This is a genomic window from Streptomyces sp. NPDC059355 (genome assembly GCF_042752335.1).
GTDB lineage: Bacteria > Actinomycetota > Actinomycetes > Streptomycetales > Streptomycetaceae > Streptomyces.
In genome coordinates, this window is the sequence record NZ_JBHYXN010000037.1 from 1 (window position 1) to 21946 (window position 21946).

Sequence of the window (21946 nt, forward strand, 5' to 3'; positions counted from 1 at the left end):
TTTTTGTTAAATTGTTGGGGGGGTTGGTTTTTTTTTTTATTAGACCGGGGGGGGGCCGCTCGACGGCCCCGCCGAGACGCTCCCGCCTCCGCCCCCGCGGGCCCCTGGATCTTGTGCCACGCGGGATCAAACACAAGTCCCCCATAAGCAGGGCCTGCGATCCAAAGGTCACATGACTCCGCGACCTTCACCCTGCCCGCGTTCCACCCTCACGACCGGTCGAGCCGCAACCGCTCCGCCCTCGGCAGACCCGCGACCACCAGGTCGTACGAGTCCTCGACCAGCTCCCGCACCAGCGCGTCCGGCAGCCCGCCGACCGTCACCGTGTTCCAGTGCCGCTTGTTCATGTGCCAGCCCGGCACGATCGCCTCGTGCTCCGCCCGCAGCCGCACCGCCAGCTCCGGCTCGCACTTGAGGTTGATCTTCAGCGGGTCGGCGTCCAGCGCGCTCAGCGCGAACACCTTCCCCAGCACCTTGAACACCGAGGTCTCGGGCGTGAAGGGGAACTCCTCCACCGCCGCGTTGAACCCCAGGCAGAACGCGCGCAGCTCCGCCGGCGTCATATGCCCTCCCCGCCCTCGCCCGCCGCACGGGCCAGCGGCTCCACCAGCACCGTCACGATCTTGTTCCGCCGGCCCGCCGGGGACTCGGCCGTCAGCCGCAGCGGCCGCCCGTCCGGCAGCTCCACGACCGCCGAGGCGCCCGCGATCGGCACCCGGCCCAGCGCCTTGGCCAGCAGGCCGCCGACCGTCTCCACGTCCTCGTCGTCGTAGTCCTCGACCTTGAACAGCTCGCCGAGATCGGTGATGTCGAGCCGCGCCGTCACCCGGTAGCGGTCCTCGCCCAGCTCCGCGACGGGCGCGAGCTCGCGGTCGTACTCGTCGGTGATCTCACCGACGATCTCCTCGAGAATATCCTCGATGGTGACGATGCCCGCCGTGCCGCCGTACTCGTCGATGACCACCGCCACGTGGTTGCGCACCTGCTGCATCTCCCGGAGCAGGTCGCCCGCGTTCTTGGTGTCCGGTACGAACACCGCGGGCCGCATCGCGGTGGTGACCAGGTCGACCTCCGCCTCCCGGCTGATGTGCGTCTTGCGGACCAGGTCCTTCAGGTACACGATGCCGACGATGTCGTCCTCGTTCTCCCCGGTCACCGGGATGCGCGAGAAGCCCGACCGCAGTGCCAGCGTGGTCGCCTGACGGATCGTCTTGTACCGCTCGATGCAGACCAGATCGGTGCGCGGCACCATCACCTCGCGCACCAGCGTGTCGCCGAGCTCGAAGACCTGGTGCACCATCCGGCGCTCCTCGTCCTCGATCAGCGATTCCTTCTCCGCCAGGTCGACCATCGCGCGCAGCTCGGCCTCGGAGGCGAACGGCCCCTTGCGGAAGCCCTTTCCGGGGGTGAGCGCGTTGCCGATGAGGATCAGCAGCTGCGGGATGGGCCCCATGACGCGGGCGAGCGGGACCAGGACGTACGAGGCCGCCGTCGCCGTGTTGAGGGGGTGCTGGCGGCCGATGGTGCGCGGGGAGACCCCGACGGCCACGAAGGACACCAGCACCATCACGGCGATCGCGACGAGCAACGCCTTCCAGTTGTCGCCGAACTCGTCGAGGCAGACGTACGTGACGAGTACGCCGGCCGCCATCTCGCAGGTGACCCGCACGAGCAGCGCCACGTTGAGGTAGCGGGTGGGGTCGGCGGCGACCTGCGCGAGCTTCTCGCTGCCGCGCCGCCCCTCCCGTACGGCCTGCTCGGCGCGGAAGCTGGAGATCCGGGCGATCCCGGACTCGGCGCACGCCGCGAACCAGGCCACCACCACCAGCAGCACCGCGCCGGTGATCAGCTGCGGGGCGGTCACGAGACGGTCGGGGCCGGGGACGGACCGGTCATGCCGCGCTCACCGCGCCAGCCGTCGACGATGGCCGCCTGGAGGCCGAACATCTCGGCCTTCTCGTCCGGCTCCTCGTGGTCGTACCCGAGCAGGTGCAGCACCCCGTGAACGGTAAGGAGCTGGAGCTCCTCGTCCATGGAGTGCTGCGTCGGGGCGTCCTCACCCTGCTTCTTGGCGACCTCGGGGCAGAGCACGATGTCACCGAGGAGCCCCTGCGGGGGCTCCTCGTCGTCCTTCGTCGGCGGACGGAGCTCGTCCATCGGGAAGGACATGACGTCGGTGGGACCGGGCAGGTCCATCCACTGGATGTGGAGCTGCTCCATGGCGTCCTCGTCGACGACGATGACGGAGAGCTCGGAGAGCGGGTGGATCCGCATCCGGGTGAGCGCGTAGCGGGCGATGTCGAGGATCGCCCGCTCGTCGACCTCGGTTCCGGACTCGTTGTTGACGTCGATCGACATGGTGCGCTGGGTTCTACTTCCGCTGGTAGCCGTTACGGGACTGCTGGGCGTCCTGGCTGTCGTCGTACTTCTCGTACGCATCGACGATACGGCCGACCAGCTTGTGCCGGACGACATCCTCGGACGTGAGCCGCGAGAAGTGGATGTCCGGAACCCCCTCCAGGATCTTCTGGACCTCGCGCAGACCGCTCTTGGCACCACCCGGCAGGTCGATCTGCGTGATGTCACCGGTCACGACGATCTTCGAGTCGAACCCGAGCCGGGTCAGGAACATCTTCATCTGCTCGGCCGTGGTGTTCTGCGCCTCGTCGAGCACGACGAACGCCTCGTTGAGGGTGTTGTGCGTCAGCAGGTAGTCCTGCGTGACGTACAGCGAGTCCTCGGCGGCCACCTGGATGCAGACCGCCTCCTCGCGGCCCTCGGGCTCGATGGAGTCGATGAACCGCATCGGGCGCCCACCGCCGCCGGCCGCGTGGTAGGCGTCCCGCTTGCGGGTGAGGCGGAAGGGCTCGACACCCTCGGGAAGGCGGATGTCGACAACGTGCGCGTCGTACCGGTGAGCCGCCAGGGCGGTGCCCTGCTCGCGTCCCTCGGCCGCACGACGGCGGGTGTAGGCCACCCCGCCCAGGGACTGGACGAGGGCGACCACGTCGTCCCGCAGGACGATCGACGTGGTGGAGTACCGGATGCGGCAAGTTCGGTCCTGCTGGGTGACCGGGCCGCCGTCGGAATCGAGCAGCCCCTGGAGCACCGAGAGACGGACTGCTTCCGTATTGAAGAGGTAGTCGTCCGGGACGTGCTTGGAGTGCGATCGGCTGCCGAGCAGGTCCAGCTCGCGCATGACCCTGGTGACGGGGTTCTCCAGCGTGACCACGTCGCCGGGTGCCTTGACCCGGTTCAGGACGTAGTCGGGACCGCTCTCATGCCTGGCCGTGACGCCAGGAAGCGCGGATTCCACTGCCCGCACCAGTTCCGCGTCCTCCGTGGAGAAGGAGGGAGCCGTGGAACCGGTGATGCACCCGTCGCCGAGCAGCAGCCCCAGCGCGTACGGGTCCATGGGGACCTCGCGCTCCGGGAAGGCGACCGGGGCGGTGAGCATCGGGAGTTCGTAGCGACGCGCGTGCGCGGCCCGGAGGTTGCCGATCATCTCCTGTGTCTCCAGGACCCGCCACGGCTTGTCGCGCCGCTTGTCGTCACGCGCCCTGACCGTCCACAGGTGCTCGCCGCAGCACAGCGTCCAGGACCCGTCCTGGGCCGTGAGACGGTAAATATCCTTCTCGCCCTGCGGGTAGACGCCGAGAACCGGGGTCGGCTCGCCATTCGACCCGACGACGAGGTCACCTACCCGGAGATCGCCGATGGGGCGCCAGCCGTCCGGCGTGAGCACCTTCGTGAATACGGGCATCGCGCGGCCGCGCATGTACGCGAGCGGCGCGACCTCGATCGTGCCCGCGGCCATGAGGCGCGGGATCGAGTCCGGGTCGATCATGTCGTGCAGCGCGTCGTAGAGCGGGCGCAGGTACGGGTCGATCTTGTCGAAGAGCGTGCCGGGCAGGAAGCCGAGCCGCTCTCCGGCCTCGACGGCGGGGCGGGTCAGGATGATCCGGCTGACCTGCTTGGACTGCAGGGCCTGGACCGCCTTGGCCATGGCGAGGTAGGTCTTGCCGGTACCGGCGGGGCCGATGCCGAACACGATCGTGTTCTTGTCGATCGCGTCGACGTACCGCTTCTGGTTGAGGGTCTTGGGGCGGATGGTGCGGCCGCGGCTGGAGAGGATGTTCTGCGTGAGCACCTCCGCCGGCGTCTCGTCCGGGCCGTTGCCGTTGCCGCTCGCCTTGAGCATGGCGATCGAGCGTTCCACCGCGTCCTCCGTCATCGGCTGCCCGGTGCGGAGCACCAGCATCATCTCGTCGAACAGGCGCTGGACCAGGGCGACTTCCGCCGCGTCACCGACCGCGCTGACCTGATTGCCCCGAACATGGATGTCGGCCTTCGGAAAGGCCTTCTCGATCACGCGCAACAGGGCGTCACCAGAGCCGAGCACCGCGACCATCGGGTGCCTGGCCGGAACGGTGAAGTGGGCTCGCGCCTGCCCCGGCGCCGGTGTCTGGGCTGTGGGTGTCTGAGTCATGGGCCGGCACTGTGGCCTGCACATACCTCCCGCTGAGGGGCCGCGCCGATCGACGACCTCCGGAGTACCAAGGGTACGACTCCGCCCCGCCATCCCCGAGGGGTTTTCCACCGCCCTCTCCCGGCCCCGCCCCGGCCGGATCCCGCCGCGATCAGGCCGGGTGGCGGAAGCCGATCGTCGGGACCGCCCGGCGCCGGGAGGCCGGCTCCCCGCCCGGCGGGACCAGCGCGTCCAGGAAGCCGTAGCGCGGCCGCAGGGGCTCGGGGGCCGTGCGCCACCAGTGGGCCACCTCCGGCCAGCCCGGGGCCGACAGGGAGCCGCCGAACTCCTGGACCGACAGGGCCGCCGTCAGGCCCGCGAAGGCCAGCCGGTCCGCCAGGGGCCAGCCCGCCAGGGTGCCGGTCACGAAGCCCGCCACGTAGACGTCCCCCGCCCCCGTCGGATCCAGCTCCTCCACCGCGATCCCGGGGACCTCCGCGGTCTCCCCGGTCCGCCCGTCCACCGCGTACGAGCCCTCCGCGCCCATCGTCACCACCGCGACCGGCACCTTCTCGGCCAGCGCCCGGGCCGCGGCTCTCGGACAGTCGGTCCGCGTGTACCGCATCGCCTCCCCCGCGTTCGGCAGGAAGGCCTCGCAGTGCTCCAGGTCGGGCAGGGCCCCCAGGTCCCAGCGGCCGCTCTCGTCCCACCCCACGTCCGCGAAGATCCGCGCCCCGCGCCGCGCCGCCTCCGCGATCCACGGCTCCGTCCGCCCCTGCGCCAGCGAGGCCACGGCCGCCCGGGTGCGCGGCGGGCACTGCGGGAACGGCCCTGGGCCCGCCGGGGGCGGGGCCTCGTGGCCGTGCGAGACCATCGTGCGCTCGCCCTCGTACGCCATGGAGACCGTGACCGGGCTGTGCCAGCCGGGGACGGTCCGCGACATCGACAGGTCGATGCCCTCGCCCTGCTCCAGCGCGTCCCAGCAGTACTCGCCGTAGTGATCGTCACCGAACGCCGCGGCCAGCGAGGTGCGCAGGCCGAGCCGGGACAGGGCGGTGGCCATGTTGGCCACTCCCCCGGGGCTGGAGCCCATGCCGCGCGCCCAGGACTCCGTACCGCGCACCGGGGCGGAGTCGAGGCCGATGAAGATGATGTCGAGGAAGACCGTGCCGGTCAGGTAGACGTCGAAGCCCGGCTCCAGGGGGCTGCGCAGCGGACCGAGCGGGTCCACGGCGGCGGCCGCGCTGTCGAGCGGGTCCATGGCTGCGCTGCGGCTGGTGCGGCTGTCCCGACTGGTCACGATGTTCTCCCCGGGCTGGTGCGAAGGCTCGTTTCTGCAAGCGGGCATGCGGTGGAAAGCTGCCAGCCTTGCCCGCCCCGGGCAGGGCCAAAACACAGTGTGGCGCACATCACTCTCATGGCGCTCTTCTCCGGGTCACGGAGCACTTGATAGACAAGGGGACCGCGGCCTCGCGGAACATCCCGTCCCACCTGCGCACCACCGGAAGAGCCGTGTCCGACAACACCTCCGCGCCGCCCGCCGCCTGGCCCCTGGTGGCCCTCTTCACGGCCGGGTACCTCGCCCCTTACCTGCTCCCCACCGTCGTCGGACGCCTCGACGCCCATCTCCCGCTGAGCCCCGCCCAGGCCGGGCTCGTCGGCACCGCCCTGCTGCTCGGCTCGGCCACCGCCGGATTCACCCTGGCCTCCCGGATCCCCCGCCTCGGGCCACGCCCGCTGGCCCGGCTCGGGCTGCTGCTCGCCGCCCTGGGCTACGGCACCGCGGCCTCGACCTCGCTGCTCCCGCTGGTCGTCGCGGGCGTGGTGGTCGGCGGCTTCGGATCCGGGACGGCCACCGCCGTGACCGCCGCCGGGATCGCCGGGCACCGCGATCCGCACCGCATCTCGTCGCTCGGGCTGCTGTCGGTCTCGGCGACCGCCGGGGCCCTGTACCTGACCCTGCCGCACCTCGGCGGCGGTCACGGGCTGCCCTTCGCGGCCATCGCCCTGGTCGCGGCGCTGGCCTGGCCGGCCACGGGCCGGCTCGGCGGGCCCACCCGCCCCGGCCCTGCCGTACGGAGCTCCGGGCGGCCGCCGTACCCGCGCGCCGGGGCGGTACTGGCGGGCTGCCTACTGCTGTGGTCCCTGACCCAGGAGGCCCTGTGGGGCGTCAGCGGCCGGATCGGCGCCGAACAGGCCGGACTGTCCGAGGCCGCCCTGGGCGCCGTCTTCGCGGTGGCGCTGGGCGCGGGCCTGCTCGGGGTCACGGGCGCCTCCGCGTTCGGCACCCGGCTGGGGCGGGCGGTCCCGATCGGCGCGGGCACGGCGGCCATCGCGGGCTGCGTGGTGCTGACCTCCTCCGCGGACGGGCTCACCGGGTTCGCGGCCGGGGAGATCCTGTGGAACGCGGTCTACCCGGTCGTCCTGTCGTACGTGATCGGCCTCGCGGCCTCCCTGGACCCGCGCGGCCGCTGGGCGGTGTTCGCGGGCGCCGCCTCCTCGCTGGGCACGGCCTGCGGGCCCGTGGTGGGCAGCCTGCTCGCCGAGGCCTTCGGATTCCCGGGCATGGGGCTGGTCCTGGGCGGGCTGCTGCTCGCGGTGGCCGGGCCGCTGACCGCCGTCGCCCTGCACGCGGGCCGGAGCCCGGCGGCCACGGCCGGGGAACCGGAACTCCGCATCGAGATCCCGGCTCCCGCGATCCCCACCGGAGCAGGGAAGCCCCGCCGGGTCCTGCTGCTCTCCCCGGCGGCCCGCCGGGGCCAGAAGGCCAGGGCGGAGCGCTAGGTCGCGTCGTCAAAGTCCCGTGCGGCCGGCCCCGCCCTCTCGGGCGGCCGACGCCACTTTGACGACACTCCCTAGCGGGTGTCCCCCTGGCCCCGCTTCGGCAGGGGAACCTTCACGAGGTCCGCGGCGATCGTCAGCTCGCCCTCGAAGCCGGCCGCGCGGGCCTGGCGTTCGAACTCCTGCGGGTCCGGGTAGCGCTGCGAGAAGTGCGTCAGCACGAGGTGCCGTACGCCCGCGTCCCGCGCGACCCGGGCCGCCTGGCCTGCGGTGAGGTGCCCGTGGTCGGTGGCCAGCGCCTCGTCCTCGTCGAGGAACGTGGACTCGATCACCAGCATGTCGGCGCCCGCGGCGAGCGCGTCCACGCCGGGGCACAGCCGGGTGTCCATCACGAAGGCGAAGCTCTGCCCCGGCTTGTGCTCGCTGACGTCGTCGAGCGTGACCCCGCCCAGCCGCCCCTCGCGCTGGATCCGCCCCACGTCGGGCCCCTTGATCCCGTGCCGCGCGAGCAGTTCGGGCACCATGCGGCGGCCGTCCGGCTCGGTGAGCCGGTAGCCGAAGGACTCCACCGGGTGCGAGAGCCGCCGGGCTTCCAGGACGTACGAGGGCCCCTCGGCCAGCGTCCCGTCCGCGGCCACGGGCTCCTCGCGGAGCGCGACGGTCTCCCGGTAGGCGGTGGCGTACCGGAGCCGGTCGAAGAACTTCTGCCCGGAGGCCGGGTAGTGCGCGGTGACGGGGTGCGGGACCCGGTCCAGGTTGATGCGCTGGATCACCCCGGCGAGCCCGAGGCTGTGGTCGCCGTGGAAGTGGGTGATGCAGATCCGGTTGATGTCGTGCGCGGCCACCCCGGCGCGCAGCATCTGGCGCTGGGTGCCCTCGCCCGGGTCGAAGAGGATGCCCTCGCCGTCCCAGCGCAGGAGGTAGCCGTTGTGGTTGCGGTGGCGGGTGGGCACCTGGCTGGCGGTGCCCAGCACCACGAACTCTCGTACGGACACGGTGCTATCCGGGGGGCCACTGGAGGCCGCGGCCTCCGAGGATGTGCGCGTGGGCGTGGAAGACGGTCTGGCCGGCGCCGGCGCCGGTGTTGAACACCACGCGGTAGCCGTGGTCGTCGAGCTTCTCCTCGGCCGCGATCTGCCCGGCCTCGCGCAGCAGGTCGGCGGCGACGGCCGGTTCGGCGGCGGCGAGGGAGGCGGCGTCGGGGTAGTGCACCCGGGGGATCACGAGGACGTGCGTGGGCGCCTGCGGGTTGATGTCCCGGAAGGCGAACGTCGTCTCGGTCTCCCGGACCACGGTCGCCGGGATGTTCCCCGCGACGATCTTGCAGAACAGGCAGTCCGCCTGCGGTTCCCCGGCCATTGCTCCGCCTTCCGAGACAGTGGCACGGGCGGACGGGCCGCCGGCGCCGACGATGATCAGCCCCGGCATCGTATCCGGCGCCGCCCGCGCCCTCATGTGCGTTTCGGGAGGACTCGGGACCGCGGCCCGGTACCGCGGCCAAGACCGCGGCTCAGGACCAGCGGCCGGTGCGCGCCAGCAGCACCGCCGTCGCCGCCGTGCCGGCGGTGGAGGTGCGCAGGACCGAGGAGCCCAGCCGGTGGGGGTGGGCGCCGGCCTCCGCGAAGACGGCCAGCTCCTCCGGGGAGACCCCGCCCTCCGGACCGACGACCAGGACGACGGAGCCGCCGGCGGGCAGCTCGGCCGTGGCCAGCGCCCCCGAGGGGGTGTCCCGGTCCTCGTGGAGGACCATCGCCAGGTCGGCCCCGGCCAGCAGCGCCGCGACCTGCTTGGTGGACATGGCCTCCGCCACCTCCGGGAAGCGGACACGGCGGGACTGCTTGCCCGCCTCCCGGGCCGTGGCCCGCCACTTGGCCAGGGACTTGGCGCCGCGGTCGCCGCGCCACTGGGTGATGCAGCGCGAGGCCTGCCACGGGACGATGGCGTCCACACCGGTCTCGGTCATGGTCTCGACGGCGAGCTCTCCGCGGTCGCCCTTGGGGAGAGCCTGGACGACGGTGATCCGGACGGCCGGTTCCGGCTCCTCCTGAACGGTGTGCAGATCCATGAGGACCAGCCGGTCCTTGCCCTCGGCCGCCTTGACCACGCCCTCCGTCCAGTGACCGCGCCCGTCGGTGAGGACCACGTCCTCACCGGGGTTCAGCCGCTTCACGGACACCGCGTGCCGGCCTTCGGGGCCGTCGAGCACGAACTCCGGCCCCGCGGGGACCTCTTCGACCACGAACACGGGGGCGGTCATGACGTACTCCTGTTGTTCATCGACTTCAGCACGGACCGGGCCTCGGCCAGTTCGGCCGCCAGCACCTCCACCAGCTCCCCCGCGGGCAGCACCCGGGCCAGCCGGTGCCCCTGGCCCGCCCACAGGGCCATGCCCTGCGGGTCCCCGGCCGCGGCGGCCGCCTTGCGCAGGCCGGCGGTCATGTGGTGGATCTGCGGGTACGCGGCCGGGGCGTACGGCCCGTGCTCCCGCATGAACCGGTTCACCAGGCCCCGGGCCGGCCGCCCCGAGAACGCCCTGGTCAGCTCGGTGTGGGGGAACAGGGGGTCCGTCAGCGCCTGCTTGTGCAGCGGGTGCGCGCCCGATTCGGGGCAGGCCAGGAACGCGGTGCCGAGCTGCGCCGCGTCCGCGCCCGCCGCCAGCAGCGCCGCGATCTGCGAGCCGCGCATCAGGCCGCCCGCCGCGATGATCGGGAGGGCCGCCGCCTCCCGTACCTGGGCCACCAGCGCGAGCAGGCCCACGCCCGCCGTGCCGTCCGTCTGCGGGTCGTCGCGGTGGGTGCCCTGGTGGCCGCCGGCCTCCACGCCCTGGACGCAGAGTGCGTCGGCGCCCGCGGCCTGGGCGGCGCGGGCCTCGTCGACCGAGGTGACGGTGACGACGGAGTACGTACCGGCCTGGCGCAGGGCGGCGAGGACCGCGGGCGCGGGGCAGCCGAAGGTGAACGAGACCACGGGGACCGGGTCTTCGAGGAGGATGGCGAGCTTGGCGTCGTAGCCGTCGTCGCTGGTGCCGATGATGTCCTCGTCGGCCAGGGACAGCTCGTACCAGCTGGCCTCGCCGGCCAGCTGCCCGCGGTACGCCTCCACGGCGGCCGGGTCCACGTACCCGGTCTGCGGCATGAAGAGGTTCACGCCGAACGGGCGCCGGGTGAGCGCGCGCAGCTGTTTGATCTCCTGGTACACGCCGTCGGCGGTCTTGTAGCCGCCGGCCAGGAAGCCCAGGGCGCCCGCCTCGCAGACGGCGGCGGCGAGCGGCGGGCAGGAGGCGCCGCCCGCCATGGGAGCCTGCACGATCGGGTAGGGGGAGAGACCGTACGGTGCGGAGGACATGGACTGCATCGTGCCATGTCCCGCTCACCGGGCCGAATCACGGCATTCGCCTGGCATAGTCCGCTTCCCCGGCGGCGTCCGGATCGATGCGGCGAGCCCGGTCCGGGGCATCCCCGGACCGGGCTCGTACGTGTGCCGACAGGCCGGTCAGCGGCCGTTGAAGGCGTCCTTCAGGCGGCTGAACAGGCCCTGCTGACCCGGCGCGAACTGGCCCATGGGCCGCTCCTCGCCGCGCAGCTTGGCGAGCTGGCGCAGCAGCTCCTCCTGCTGGGCGTCCAGCTTGCCGGGGGTGGTGACCTCGACGTGGACGATCAGGTCGCCGCGGCCGCCGCCGCGCAGGTGCGTGACGCCGCGCCCGTGCAGCGGGATCGACTGGCCGGACCCGGTGCCGGGACGGATGTCGATCTCCTCCATGCCGTCCAGGGTCTCCAGCGGGCATTTGGTGCCCAGGGCCGCGGCCGTCATGGGGATGGTCACCGTGCAGTGCAGGTCGTCCCCGCGCCGCTGGAAGGTCGGGTGCGGCAGCTCGTGGATCTCCACGTACAGGTCGCCGGCGGGGCCGCCGCCGGGGCCGACCTCGCCCTCGCCCGCGAGCTGGATCCGGGTGCCGTTCTCGACGCCGGCCGGGATCTTGACCGTGAGGCTGCGGCGGGAGCGGACCCGGCCGTCGCCCGCGCACTCGTGGCACGGGGTCGGGACCACGGTGCCGAAGCCCTGGCACTGGGGGCAGGGACGCGAGGTCATGACCTGGCCCAGGAAGGACCGGGTGACCTGCGACACCTCACCGCGCCCACGGCACATGTCACACGTCTGCGCCGAGGTGCCGGGGGCGGCGCCCTCGCCGGAGCAGGTGGTGCAGACGACGGCCGTGTCGACCTGGATGTCCTTGGTCGTGCCGAAGGCGGCCTCGTCCAGCTCCAGGTCGAGGCGGATCATGGCGTCCTGGCCGCGGCGGGTCCGCGAGCGCGGGCCGCGCTGCGAGGCCTGGCCGAAGAAGGCGTCCATGATGTCGGAGAAGTTGCCGAAGCCGCCCGCACCGAATCCGCCCGCGCCCGCGCCGCCGCCCGAGGAGGACAGCGGGTCGCCGCCGAGGTCGTAGACCTGCTTCTTCTGCGGGTCCGAGAGCACCTCGTACGCCGCGTTGATCTCCTTGAAGCGCTCCTGCGTCTTCGGGTCCGGATTCACGTCCGGGTGGAGTTCACGCGCGAGGCGGCGGAAGGCCTTCTTGATCTCGTCCTGCGATGCGTCGCGGCGCACGCCGAGAACGGCGTAGTAGTCCGTGGCCACTTACGACTCCGCCAGGATCTGTCCGACGTAACGTGCCACTGCGCGTACCGCTCCCATCGTTCCGGGGTAGTCCATGCGGGTCGGTCCGACCACGCCGAGTTTGGCGACTGCTTCGCCGCCCGAACCGTAGCCGACCGAGACGACGGACGTGGAGTTCAGTCCCTCGTAGGCATTCTCATGCCCGATCCGTACGGCCATTCCCGACTCGTTGGCCTCGCCCAGCAGCTTGAGGAGCACGACCTGCTCCTCCAGCGCTTCGAGCACCGGCCTGATCGTCAGGGGAAAATCGTGTCCGAAGCGCGTGAGATTGGCGGTTCCGCCGATCATCAGCCGCTCCTCGGCCTCCTCGACCAGCGTCTCGAGCAGGGTCGAGAGCACGGTCGACACCGTGCCGCGGTCCTCCGGTTCGAAGGACTCCGGCAGGTCCTGCACGAGCTGCGGCACGTCGGTGAACCGGCGCCCGACGACCCGGCTGTTGAGCCGCGCCCGCAGATCTGCGAGCGAGGTCTCGCCGAACGGCGTCTGGCAGTCGACGAGCCGCTGCTCGACCCGGCCGGTATCGGTGATCAGCACGAGCATGAGCCGGGCCGGAGCCAGCGACAGCAGCTCGACGTGGCGGACCGTGGACCGGGTCAGGCTCGGGTACTGGACGACGGCGACCTGCCGGGTGAGCTGCGCGAGCAGCCGCACGGTACGGCCGACGACGTCGTCGAGGTCGACGGCGCCGTCGAGAAAGTTCTGGATGGCCCGGCGCTCGGGCGTCGACAGCGGTTTGACTCCCGCCAGCCTGTCGACGAAGAGCCGGTAGCCCTTGTCCGTGGGGATCCGGCCGGCGCTGGTGTGGGGCTGGGCGATGTAGCCCTCGTCCTCCAGCACGGCCATGTCGTTGCGCACGGTGGCGGGCGAGACGCCGAGCCGGTGCCGCTCGGTGAGCGCCTTGGAGCCGACCGGCTCCTCCGTCCCGACGTAGTCCTGGACGATGGCGCGCAGCACCTCGAGTCTGCGTTCGCTGAGCATCGCGCACACCTCCAGCTGGTCGTCGTCGCGCGTCATGGTCGGTTTGATCTGCTTCGTTGGCACTCCGGGCGTTCGAGTGCCAGAGATCCCCCGGCCAGTGTACGGCCGGGTAGTCAGCCCCTGGCAAGGGCGGCCCGCCAAGGTAGCGTCGCGGCATGGACGTGCGTTGGGAAGAGGCGGGCTGGGAGCGGCTGACCGGGCGGACCGGACGGCGGCGGCTCCCGGTGTGGGATTGCACGGTGGGATTGGTGGTGGGGGACGAGTCGGTGCTCCTGATCGATCCGGGCTCATGCGTGCGCGAAGGGGCGCAGCTGCGGGCCGAGGCGGAGCGGCTGACCGGCCGGCGCGTGACGCATATCGCATTCACGCACGGCCATTTCGATCACGTACTGGGCGTGGCGGCGTTCGCCGGGGCCGAGGTGTACGGGGCCGTCGGGCTGGACGCGGAGCTGTCGGCGGGCCGGGAGGAGCTGCGCGCCGGCGCGGTCCTGCAGGGGCTGGCGGAGGCCGAGGCCGCCGAGGCGGTGGACCTGCTGGTGGTGCCGAGGCATTCCGTGTCGGGCGAATGGACGCTGGAGCTGGGCGGGGTGCAGGCGCTGCTGGCCAACGTCGGGCCCGGGCACTCCCCGTACGACCTGGCGGTGTTCGTGCCGGGCGAGCGCGAGACGGTGTTCTGCGGGGACCTCGTCGAGGAGTCGGGGGAGCCCCAGGCGGGCAGTGACGCGGTGCCGGCGCAGTGGCCGGCGGCGATCGACCGGCTGCTGTCGCTGGGCGGGGACGACGCTCTGTACGTGCCGGGTCACGGAGCGGTGGTCTCCGCGGACTTCGTCCGTGAGCAACGCGACACACTGGCACGGCGGTTCGGCGTGTCGGGCCCGTGAGCCCGCGCTCTCTCCTACTCTCGGCCGGATGCGCGAGTACTCCCCCGACCTGACCCCGCAGTGGAAGCGCCCCAAGCCGGTGCCGGAGGTGCCGGCGGACACCGACCTGGTGGTCGAGGTGGCGGGTACGGACTTCTGCGGCGCGGTGGTGGCCTGTGAGGCGGGCACGGTGACCCTGGAGGACCGCTTCGGCAAGCGGCGGGTGTTCCCGCTGGAGCCGCGGGGGTTCCTGCTGGAGGGCGCCGTGGTGACGCTGACCCGCCCCTCACGGGCGCCCGCGGCCCCCTTGCGTACGGCGTCGGGCTCGGTGGCCGTCCCGGGGGCGCGCGCCCGTGTGGCGCGCGCCGGGCGGATCTACGTGGAGGGCCGGCACGACGCGGAGCTGGTGGAGCGGGTCTGGGGAGACGACCTGCGGATCGAGGGCGTGGTGGTGGAGTACCTGGAGGGCATCGACGACCTCCCCGCGGTGGTCGCGGACTTCGCCCCGACGGCCGACGCCCGCCTGGGCGTCCTGGTGGACCACCTGGTCCCGGGTTCGAAGGAGTCCCGTATCGCGGCGTCCGTGACCTCGTCGGACGTCCTGATCGTCGGCCACCCGTACGTGGACGTCTGGCAGGCGGTGAAGCCGTCCGCGCTGGGCATCGCCGCGTGGCCGGTGATCCCGCCGGGCCAGGACTGGAAGACGGGCGTCTGCCGGGCGCTGGGCTGGCCGGAGAACACCGGCGCCGCCTGGCAGCACATCCTGTCCCGCGTGCGGTCCTACAAGGATCTGGAGCCGGTCCTGCTGGGGCGGGTGGAGGAGTTGATCGACTTCGTCACGGCCTAGAGACGGGGTGGGCGGCCGCCGCGAGGGCGTACGGATTCACTCCTCCGAGGGGTCAGTCCACCAGGTCGCGGACCACCGCGTCGGCCAGGAGGCGGCCGCGGAGGGTCAGGACGGCGCGGCCCGCCTCGTACGGGGCGGCTTCCAGGAGGCCGTCGGCGAGGGCGCGGCGGGAGGCCGCGAGGCCGGCCGGGGCCAGCAGGGACAGCGGGACGCCGTCCACCAGGCGGAGCTCCAGCAGGATCCGCTCCACCCGGCGGTCCTCCTCGGAGAGGAGTTCGCGGCCGGCGCCCGGGGAGCGGCCCTCCGCCAAGGCGGCGGCGTAGGCGCCCGGGTGCTTCACGTTCCACCAGCGGACCCCGCCCACGTGCGAGTGGGCCCCGGGGCCCGCGCCCCACCAGTCGGCGCCGCGCCAGTACAGCTCGTTGTGCAGGCAGCGGCCCGCCTCCGAGGTGGCCCAGTTCGAGACCTCGTACCAGTCGTACCCGGCCTCGGCCATCACCGAGTCCGCGATCAGGTACCGGTCGGCGTGCACGTCGTCGTCCGTCATCGGGACCTCGCCCCGCCGGATCCGCCGTGCCAGCTGCGTGCCCTCCTCCACGATCAGCGCGTACGCGCTGATGTGGTCCGGGCCGGCCCCGAGCGCGGCGGCCAGTGAGGCGCGCCAGTCCTCGTCGGTCTCCCCCGGCGTGCCGTAGATCAGGTCCAGGTTCACGTGCTCGAAGCCCGCCGCGCGCGCCTCCGCGACGCACGCCTCCGGCCGGCCCGGGGTGTGCGTGCGGTCGAGCACCTTCAGGACGTGCTGCTTCGCGCTCTGCATGCCGAAGGAGACCCGGTTGAAGCCGCCGGCCCGCAGCTCCGCCAGGTACTCCGGGTTCACCGACTCGGGATTGGCCTCCGTGGTGACCTCGGCGTCCTCGGCGAGCCCGAACTCGTCCCGGATCGCCGCGAGCATCCGTACGAGGTCCGCGGCGGGCAGCAGCGTCGGCGTGCCGCCGCCCACGAACACCGTCCGCACGGCCCGCGGGTCGTCGCCGAGCACCTTGCGGGCGAGGCGGACCTCGTCGATCAGGGTGTCGGCGTAGTTCTCCCGGGAGGCGAGCACGCCGCCGGTGCCGCGCAGCTCGGTCGCGGTGTACGTGTTGAAGTCGCAGTACCCGCACCGCGTGGCGCAGTACGGGACGTGCAGGTAGAACCCGAGCGGCCGGTCCCCGGCACCCGCCAGGGCATGCGACGGCAGCGAGCCGTCTTCGGGCATGGGTTCACCGTCGGGCAGTGCGGAAGGCATGCGCCCATTGTCCCGCACCCCGGCCGGGGCCCGGCCGCTCACCGCCGCCCCCGGGCCCCTCGTACCGTCCGCGCCGCCGCCCGCGGCCGCGCTACGCCTCGCGCGAGCCCTCGTACATCTCGTCGATCAGGTGCTTGAACTCACGCTCGACGGCCGGCCGCTTCAGCTTGAGGCTGGGCGTGAGGTCGCCGTGCTCCACGTCGAGGTCGCGGGGCAGGATCCGGAACTTCTTGACCGTCTGCCAGCGCTGGAGGCCCTCGTTCAGCGTCTGGATATACGTCTCGACCAGCCGGTTCGTCTCCGCCGCGGCCAGGACCTCGGCGTACGTCCTGCCCTCCAGGCCGTTCTCGGCGGCCCAGCCCATGATCGACGGCTCGTCGAGCGCGACCAGGGCGGCGCAGAAGTTCCGGTCCGCGCCGTGCACGACGATGCTCGACACGTACGGGCAGATCGCCTTGAACCGGCCCTCGATCTCGGCGGGCGCGACGTACTTTCCGTTCGAGGTCTTGATCAGGTCCTTCTTGCGGTCCGTGATGCGCAGGTAGCCGTCGGGCGAGAGCTCGCCGATGTCGCCCGTGTGCAGCCAGCCGTCCTCCTCCAGCACCTCGGCGGTCTTCTCGGGCTGCAGGTGGTAGCCCTGCATGATGCCGGGGCCGCGCAGCAGGATCTCGCCGTCGTCGGCGATGCGGACCTCGGTGCCGGGGAGCGGCTTGCCGACGGTGCCGGTGCGGTAGGCCTCGCCGGGGTTGACGAAGGAGGCCGCGCTGGACTCGGTGAGGCCGTAGCCCTCGAGGATGTTGATGCCGGCGCCGGCGAAGAAGTAGCCGATCTCGGGGGCCAGCGCGGAGGCGCCGGAGACGGCGGCGCGCAGCCGGCCGCCGAAGGCCTCGCGGAGCTTGGAGTAGACGAGCGCGTCGGCGATCTTGTGCTTGGTGGCGAGGCCGAAGGGGACCGCGGGGCTGCCGGTGCGCCGGTGGTTGTCCTGGGTGGTCTTGGCGTACTCGCGGGCGACGCCGACCGACCACTTGAAGATCTTGTACTTGGCGCCGCCGCCGGCCCGGGCCTTGGCGGCGACCCCGTTGTAGACCTTCTCGAAGATGCGGGGGACGGCCGCCATGTAGGTGGGCTGGACGACCGGCAGGTTCTCGATGATCTTGTCGATGCGGCCGTCGACGGCGGTGACGTGCCCGACCTCGATCTGTCCGGAGGTCAGGACCTTGCCGAAGACGTGCGCGAGCGGCAGCCACAGGTACTGGACGTCGGTGCTGGAGATCATGCCGGTGGCGACGGTGGCCTTGGCCATGTACGACCAGTTGTCGTGCGGGAGCCGTACGCCCTTGGGACGGCCGGTCGTGCCCGAGGTGTAGATCAGGGTGGCGAGCTGGTCGGCGGTGATGGCCGCGATCCGCTCCTTGACCGCCTCGGGGTGCTTGGCGAGGTACTCCCGGCCGCGCGCCTCCAGGTCGGCGAGGGAGAGCACCCAGCCTTCCGGATCGCCTGCGGCCGGTACCGCGTCGGCGGCCTCCACGACCACCACGTGGGCGAGCTCGGGCAGGTCGGCGCGGCGCTCGCGGGCCTTGGCGAGCTGGGAGGCGTCCTCGGCGATCAGCACGCGGCTGGCCGAGTCGGAGAGGATGAACGCCGATTCCTCGGCGTTGGTGCTGGGGTAGATCGTGGTCACCGCGCCGCCGGCGCACATGACGCCGAGGTCCGAGAGGATCCACTCGACGCGGGTGTTGCAGGCGAGCGCGACCCGGTCCTCGGGCTGCAGGCCCAGCTCCAGCAGGCCGGCGGCGATGCCGAAGACCCGCTCGGCCGCCTGTCCCCAGCTCAGCGACTTCCAGTCGTCGGGGCCGCTGCCGCCGGCCGCGGGCACCGGGAACCGGTAGGCCTCGGCGTTCGGCGTGGCGGCGACACGCTCAAGGAAGAGGGCCGCCACGGTGGGCGGGCGGTTCTCGATCAAGGTCTGTGTGTCGCTCACGGACGTCCTCCGGACCACGCGGCAGGGCGTGTCATTCAGGGGCTTGTAACTGGCGAGTAACCATCGAGCAGTGATCAGACTAGGTCTCCACCGGCCGGGGCGTAAGAGTCCGCGAGCGGCCGATTCATAACGAAACAAGCCCCCGTGCATCCGCGCGGGGGCTTGTTTCGCACGACGCCGGTCGCGACGGCTACTTCTTCTTGCCGCCGGACTCGTCGCTGGAGAGGACGGCGATGAAGGCCTCCTGGGGCACCTCCACCGAGCCGACCATCTTCATGCGCTTCTTGCCTTCCTTCTGCTTCTCCAGCAGCTTCCGCTTACGGGAGATGTCACCGCCGTAGCACTTGGCGAGGACGTCCTTGCGGATGGCGCGGATGGTCTCGCGGGCGATGACGCGCGAGCCGACGGCCGCCTGGATCGGGATCTCGAAGGCCTGCCGCGGGATGAGCTCGCGCAGCTTGGCGACGAGGCGCACGCCGTAGGCGTAGGCCGCGTCCTTGTGGCAGACGGCGGAGAAGGCGTCGACCTTGTCGCCGTGCAGCAGGATGTCGACCTTGACCAGGCTGCCGGCCTGCTCGCCGGTGGGCTCGTAGTCGAGGGAGGCGTAACCGCGCGTCTTGGACTTCAGCTGGTCGAAGAAGTCGAAGACGATCTCCGCGAGCGGGAGCGTGTAGCGGATCTCGACCCGGTCCTCGGAGAGGTAGTCCATCCCGAGGAGGGTGCCGCGGCGCTGCTGGCAGAGCTCCATGATCGCGCCGATGAACTCGGAGGGGGCGAGCAGCGTGGCCCGTACGACCGGCTCGAACACGTCCCTGATCTTGCCCTCGGGGAACTCGCTCGGGTTGGTGACGGTGACCTCCTTGCCGTCCTCCAGCACGACGCGGTAGACCACGTTCGGCGCGGTGGCGATCAGGTCGAGGCCGAACTCGCGCTCCAGGCGCTCGCGCACCACGTCCAGGTGCAGCAGGCCGAGGAACCCGACGCGGAAGCCGAAGCCGAGCGCCGCCGAGGTCTCCGGCTCGTAGACCAGCGCGGCGTCGTTGAGCTGGAGCTTGTCCAGGGCCTCGCGCAGGTCCGGGTAGTCCGAGCCGTCGAGCGGGTAAAGGCCCGAGAAGACCATCGGACGCGGGTCCTTGTAGCCGCCGAGCGCCTCGGTCGCGCCGTTGTGCAGGCTGGTGATGGTGTCACCGACCTTGGACTGACGGACGTCCTTCACGCCGGTGATGATGTAGCCCACCTCACCGACGCCGATGCCGTCGGCCGGGGTCATCTCCGGGGAGGAGACACCGATCTCCAGCAGCTCGTGCGTGGCGCCGGTCGACATCATCCGGATGCGCTCGCGCTTGTTGAGCTGGCCGTCGACCACACGCACGTACGTCACGACACCGCGGTACGAGTCGTAGACGGAGTCGAAGATCATCGCGCGGGCCGGGGCGTCCTTGGGGCCGACCGGGGCCGGGACCGTGGCGACGATCTTGTCGAGCAGCGCATCCACGCCGAGACCGGTCTTCGCCGAGACGCGCAGGACGTCCTCCGGCTGGCAGCCGACCAGGTTCGCGAGCTCCTCGGCGAACTTCTCCGGCTGGGCGGCCGGCAGGTCGATCTTGTTCAGGACCGGGACGATCGCCAGGTCCTTCTCCATCGCCAGGTACAGGTTGGCGAGGGTCTGCGCCTCGATGCCCTGGGCGGCGTCCACGAGGAGGACCGTGCCCTCGCAGGCGGCGAGGGAGCGCGAGACCTCGTACGTGAAGTCGACGTGCCCGGGGGTGTCGATCATGTTGAGGATGTGCGTCTTGCCCTGGCCCTCGCCCACCGTGGGCGCCCAGGGCAGTCGGACCGCCTGGGACTTGATCGTGATGCCGCGCTCACGCTCGATGTCCATGCGGTCGAGGTACTGGGCGCGCATCTGCCGCTGGTCGACGACGCCGGTGAGCTGGAGCATCCGGTCGGCGAGCGTCGACTTGCCGTGGTCGATGTGCGCGATGATGCAGAAATTGCGGATCAGCGCCGGGTCGGTACGGCTCGGCTCGGGCACGTGGCTGGGGATCGCGGGCACGCAGTGTCCTGATTCTCGGGTCGCAGTCGGAAGCGTTTCCGGCTCTCGTCGGATCTGTACGCAGGCTCCCATGGTCCCATGGACGGGGCGATGCGCTCGGTTTGGGCCGGTCGGAGCGCGCCTGGTAGCCTGGGCAGCTGTGTCTCGTATGCCCTCTCAGCTGTCGGGACACAATCCGAAGATCAAACTCTGAACCTGAAAAGGCTCTTTCGTGGCGAACATCAAGTCCCAGATCAAGCGGAACAAGACGAACGAGAAGGCGCGCCTGCGCAACAAGGCCGTCAAGTCTTCGCTCAAGACCGCGATCCGCAAGGCCCGCGAGGCCGTCCTCGCCGGTGACGCCGAGAAGGCCACTGTGGCTTCTCGCGCCGCCGCGCGTGCGCTCGACAAGGCTGTCTCGAAGGGTGTCATCCACAAGAACGCCGCCGCCAACAAGAAGTCGGCGCTGGCCACCAAGGTTGCCTCCCTCCAGGGCTGAGCTCTGATGTGATCGCCGGAACGGACCCAGCGGGCCCTCTCTCCCGCTCCTGACCGGTCACCCCGCGCCGCACACGAAGCGTTCGCCACGCGGGTGCGGCGCAAACAAGAAGTAACGAAGGCCCCGAGAGCCACCCTTCCCCAGGGCGGCCCCGGGGCCTTCGTCTTGCCCGGACGGTCGGTCGGCCGACCGGCGAGCCGGCAGCCGGTTACCGGCGCTGGGCCGGTTACCGCTGCTGGGGGCGGGCCGCCCGGGCCACGGCCACGACCGCCTTCTCCAGGGCGTACTCCGGGTCGTCGCCGCCGCCCTTGACGCCGGCGTCGGCGGCGGCCACGGCGCGCAGGGCGTCCGCGACGCCGTCCGCCGACCAGCCCCGCATCTGCTGGCGGACCCGGTCGATCTTCCAGGGCGGCATCCCCAGGTCCCGGGCGAGGTCGCCCGGACGGGCGCCGCGCGGGGCGGAGGCCAGCTTGCCGATGGCCCGCACCGCCTGCGCGAGCGCGCTGGTGATCAGCACCGGCGCCACCCCCGTGGACAGCGACCACCGCAGGGCTTCGAGGGCTTCCGCCGCCCGGCCCTCGACCGCCCGGTCGGCGACCGTGAAGCTGGAGGCCTCGGCCCGGCCCGTGTAGTACCGGCCGACCACGGACTCGTCGATCGTGCCCTCGACGTCCGCGCACAGCTGCGCGGCCGCGCTCGCGAGCTCCCGCAGATCGCTCCCGATCGCGTCGACCAGCGTCTGGCACGCCTCCGGGGTCGCCGACCGGCCCAGCGTGCGGAACTCTCCCCGCACGAACGCCAGCCGGTCCGCGGCCTTCGTCATCTTCGGGCAGGCGATCTCCCGGGCGCCGGCCTTGCGGGCCGCGTCCAGCAGCCCCTTGCCCTTGACCCCGCCCGCGTGGAGGAGCACGAGGATGATCTCCTCGAACGGCGCCGCGAGGTACGCCTTGACCTCCTTGACCGTGTCCGCGGAGAGGTCCTGCGCATTGCGTACGACCAGCACCTTGCGCTCGGAGAAGAGCGAGGGACTGGTGAGCTCGGCGAGCGTGCCGGGCTGGAGCTGCTCCGGTGCGAGGTCGCGCACGTCCGTATCGGCGTCGGTGGCCCGGGCGGCCGCCACCACCTCCCGTACGGCGCGGTCGAGCAGCAGGTCCTCCTGCCCCACCGCGAGGGTGAGCGGGGCGAGCGGATCGTCGGTGGAGTTCTTCCTGGTGGCCATCGCGTCCAGCATCCCACGCCGCACTGACAGCCCCCCGCATCGCGGCCTCCCCCGCAGAATCCCCGAGAATGGCCCGGTGAACGTGCGACATGTACTGGTGCTGCCCGACCGCGACGCCGCCGAGGAGGTGGCCCAGGAGGCCGTGGACCGCTTCGGCCTCCCCGAGGAGCCTCAGCTGTTCCGCGACGCCCTCGCCGGCGAGGACGACGCCGAGGACGCCCAGTGGCTCGTGGTCGTCGAGGACCCGCAGGAACGGCTCGACGCCACGGTGTTGGACGGCCTCGCCGCCGAGTACGAGGGCTGGCTCGAAACCCCGTAGCCC

20 protein-coding genes are annotated in these 21946 nt (G+C 71.9%); 5 read left to right on the forward strand and 15 right to left on the reverse strand.

All coding sequences use genetic code 11. From position 1 onward, the window contains the following. Positions 1–209: 209 nt before the first annotated feature. From ACFXGI_RS28655 to ACFXGI_RS28675, 5 genes are all read right to left on the reverse strand, one after another. Positions 210–563 (reverse strand): MmcQ/YjbR family DNA-binding protein, encoded by a 354-nt coding sequence (locus ACFXGI_RS28655; RefSeq protein WP_384712565.1) that lies wholly within the window; start codon positions 561–563, stop codon positions 210–212. Further along, positions 560–1864: a hemolysin family protein gene (locus ACFXGI_RS28660; RefSeq protein ID WP_384712568.1), complete on the reverse strand. Its 1305-nt coding sequence runs from the start codon at positions 1862–1864 to the stop codon at positions 560–562. The genes ACFXGI_RS28655 and ACFXGI_RS28660 overlap by 4 nt, the downstream gene beginning before the upstream one ends. Continuing rightward, entirely contained in the window at positions 1861–2358 is a 498-nt protein-coding gene (ybeY, locus tag ACFXGI_RS28665) for an rRNA maturation RNase YbeY (RefSeq protein WP_384712571.1), read from the reverse strand. The genes ACFXGI_RS28660 and ybeY overlap by 4 nt, the downstream gene beginning before the upstream one ends. Positions 2359–2371: 13 nt before the next feature. Continuing rightward, positions 2372–4489, reverse strand: coding sequence for a PhoH family protein (locus ACFXGI_RS28670; RefSeq protein ID WP_384712574.1), 2118 nt, complete (start codon positions 4487–4489; stop codon positions 2372–2374). Positions 4490–4640: 151 nt separating this feature from the next. Next, positions 4641–5729, reverse strand: a complete 1089-nt coding sequence (locus ACFXGI_RS28675) for a carbohydrate kinase family protein (RefSeq protein ID WP_384712723.1) — start codon at positions 5727–5729, stop codon at positions 4641–4643. Between the two features lie 251 nt (positions 5730–5980). Here ACFXGI_RS28675 and ACFXGI_RS28680 point away from each other — a divergent pair, with 251 nt between their 5' ends. Further along, positions 5981–7252, forward strand: a complete 1272-nt coding sequence (locus ACFXGI_RS28680; protein ID WP_384712577.1) for an MFS transporter — start codon at positions 5981–5983, stop codon at positions 7250–7252. Positions 7253–7323: 71 nt separating this feature from the next. Here ACFXGI_RS28680 and ACFXGI_RS28685 read toward each other — a convergent pair whose 3' ends face one another. From ACFXGI_RS28685 to hrcA, 6 genes are all read right to left on the reverse strand, one after another. Then, positions 7324–8244 (reverse strand): ribonuclease Z, encoded by a 921-nt coding sequence (locus ACFXGI_RS28685; RefSeq protein ID WP_384712579.1) that lies wholly within the window; start codon positions 8242–8244, stop codon positions 7324–7326. A 4-nt stretch (positions 8245–8248) separates the two neighbouring features. Continuing rightward, complete coding sequence (locus ACFXGI_RS28690; protein ID WP_384712582.1) at positions 8249–8608, reverse strand: histidine triad nucleotide-binding protein; 360 nt, start codon at positions 8606–8608, stop codon at positions 8249–8251. 151 nt (positions 8609–8759) lie between these two features. After that, positions 8760–9506 (reverse strand): 16S rRNA (uracil(1498)-N(3))-methyltransferase, encoded by a 747-nt coding sequence (locus tag ACFXGI_RS28695; RefSeq protein ID WP_384712585.1) that lies wholly within the window; start codon positions 9504–9506, stop codon positions 8760–8762. Next, positions 9503–10594: a nitronate monooxygenase gene (locus ACFXGI_RS28700; protein WP_384712588.1), complete on the reverse strand. Its 1092-nt coding sequence runs from the start codon at positions 10592–10594 to the stop codon at positions 9503–9505. The genes ACFXGI_RS28695 and ACFXGI_RS28700 overlap by 4 nt, the downstream gene beginning before the upstream one ends. Positions 10595–10741: 147 nt before the next feature. Continuing rightward, positions 10742–11881: a molecular chaperone DnaJ gene (gene dnaJ / locus ACFXGI_RS28705; RefSeq protein ID WP_384712591.1), complete on the reverse strand. Its 1140-nt coding sequence runs from the start codon at positions 11879–11881 to the stop codon at positions 10742–10744. After that, positions 11882–12898: a heat-inducible transcriptional repressor HrcA gene (gene hrcA, locus ACFXGI_RS28710; RefSeq protein WP_384712726.1), complete on the reverse strand. Its 1017-nt coding sequence runs from the start codon at positions 12896–12898 to the stop codon at positions 11882–11884. A gap of 155 nt (positions 12899–13053) precedes the next feature. Here hrcA and ACFXGI_RS28715 point away from each other — a divergent pair, with 155 nt between their 5' ends. Continuing rightward, on the forward strand, positions 13054–13779 hold the full coding sequence (locus ACFXGI_RS28715) for an MBL fold metallo-hydrolase (RefSeq protein ID WP_384712594.1): 726 nt from the start codon (positions 13054–13056) through the stop codon (positions 13777–13779). A 28-nt stretch (positions 13780–13807) separates the two neighbouring features. Further along, positions 13808–14605, forward strand: coding sequence for a DUF3097 domain-containing protein (locus ACFXGI_RS28720; RefSeq protein ID WP_384712597.1), 798 nt, complete (start codon positions 13808–13810; stop codon positions 14603–14605). A gap of 52 nt (positions 14606–14657) precedes the next feature. Here the strand turns inward: ACFXGI_RS28720 and hemW are convergent, their stop codons facing one another. The 3 genes from hemW to lepA all read right to left on the reverse strand — a co-directional run bounded on the left by hemW (position 14658) and on the right by lepA (position 19927). Continuing rightward, positions 14658–15890, reverse strand: a complete 1233-nt coding sequence (gene hemW / locus ACFXGI_RS28725) for a radical SAM family heme chaperone HemW (RefSeq protein WP_384712600.1) — start codon at positions 15888–15890, stop codon at positions 14658–14660. Between the two features lie 91 nt (positions 15891–15981). Beyond that, entirely contained in the window at positions 15982–17871 is a 1890-nt protein-coding gene (locus tag ACFXGI_RS28730) for an AMP-dependent synthetase/ligase (protein WP_384712603.1), read from the reverse strand. Between the two features lie 190 nt (positions 17872–18061). Further along, positions 18062–19927 (reverse strand): translation elongation factor 4, encoded by a 1866-nt coding sequence (lepA, locus tag ACFXGI_RS28735; RefSeq protein ID WP_384712606.1) that lies wholly within the window; start codon positions 19925–19927, stop codon positions 18062–18064. Between the two features lie 211 nt (positions 19928–20138). Here lepA and rpsT point away from each other — a divergent pair, with 211 nt between their 5' ends. After that, on the forward strand, positions 20139–20405 hold the full coding sequence (gene rpsT / locus ACFXGI_RS28740) for a 30S ribosomal protein S20 (protein ID WP_215141886.1): 267 nt from the start codon (positions 20139–20141) through the stop codon (positions 20403–20405). A gap of 226 nt (positions 20406–20631) precedes the next feature. On the opposite strand, the gene holA is transcribed toward rpsT, so the two are convergent. Further along, positions 20632–21624 (reverse strand): DNA polymerase III subunit delta, encoded by a 993-nt coding sequence (gene holA / locus ACFXGI_RS28745; protein ID WP_384712609.1) that lies wholly within the window; start codon positions 21622–21624, stop codon positions 20632–20634. A 76-nt stretch (positions 21625–21700) separates the two neighbouring features. Here holA and ACFXGI_RS28750 point away from each other — a divergent pair, with 76 nt between their 5' ends. Further along, positions 21701–21943 (forward strand): hypothetical protein, encoded by a 243-nt coding sequence (locus ACFXGI_RS28750; protein WP_037635347.1) that lies wholly within the window; start codon positions 21701–21703, stop codon positions 21941–21943. The last annotated feature ends 3 nt before the right edge of the window (positions 21944–21946 follow it).

Excerpts from the sequence above, each read along its gene's own strand:
- holA (WP_384712609.1), bottom strand. The coding sequence starts at position 21,624 with ATGGCCACCAGGAAGAACTCCACCGACGATCCGCTCGCCCCGCTCACC.
- hrcA (WP_384712726.1), bottom strand. The coding sequence starts at position 12,898 with ATGCTCAGCGAACGCAGACTCGAGGTGCTGCGCGCCATCGTCCAGGAC.
- ACFXGI_RS28720 (WP_384712597.1), top strand. The coding sequence starts at position 13,808 with ATGCGCGAGTACTCCCCCGACCTGACCCCGCAGTGGAAGCGCCCCAAG.
- ACFXGI_RS28700 (WP_384712588.1), bottom strand. The coding sequence starts at position 10,594 with ATGTCCTCCGCACCGTACGGTCTCTCCCCCTACCCGATCGTGCAGGCT.
- ACFXGI_RS28715 (WP_384712594.1), top strand. The coding sequence starts at position 13,054 with ATGGACGTGCGTTGGGAAGAGGCGGGCTGGGAGCGGCTGACCGGGCGG.
- ACFXGI_RS28695 (WP_384712585.1), bottom strand. The coding sequence starts at position 9,506 with ATGACCGCCCCCGTGTTCGTGGTCGAAGAGGTCCCCGCGGGGCCGGAG.
- ACFXGI_RS28670 (WP_384712574.1), bottom strand. The coding sequence starts at position 4,489 with ATGACTCAGACACCCACAGCCCAGACACCGGCGCCGGGGCAGGCGCGA.
- ACFXGI_RS28675 (WP_384712723.1), bottom strand. The coding sequence starts at position 5,729 with ATGGACCCGCTCGACAGCGCGGCCGCCGCCGTGGACCCGCTCGGTCCG.
- ybeY (WP_384712571.1), bottom strand. The coding sequence starts at position 2,358 with ATGTCGATCGACGTCAACAACGAGTCCGGAACCGAGGTCGACGAGCGG.
- ACFXGI_RS28655 (WP_384712565.1), bottom strand. The coding sequence starts at position 563 with ATGACGCCGGCGGAGCTGCGCGCGTTCTGCCTGGGGTTCAACGCGGCG.
- hemW (WP_384712600.1), bottom strand. The coding sequence starts at position 15,890 with ATGCCTTCCGCACTGCCCGACGGTGAACCCATGCCCGAAGACGGCTCG.
- ACFXGI_RS28690 (WP_384712582.1), bottom strand. The coding sequence starts at position 8,608 with ATGGCCGGGGAACCGCAGGCGGACTGCCTGTTCTGCAAGATCGTCGCG.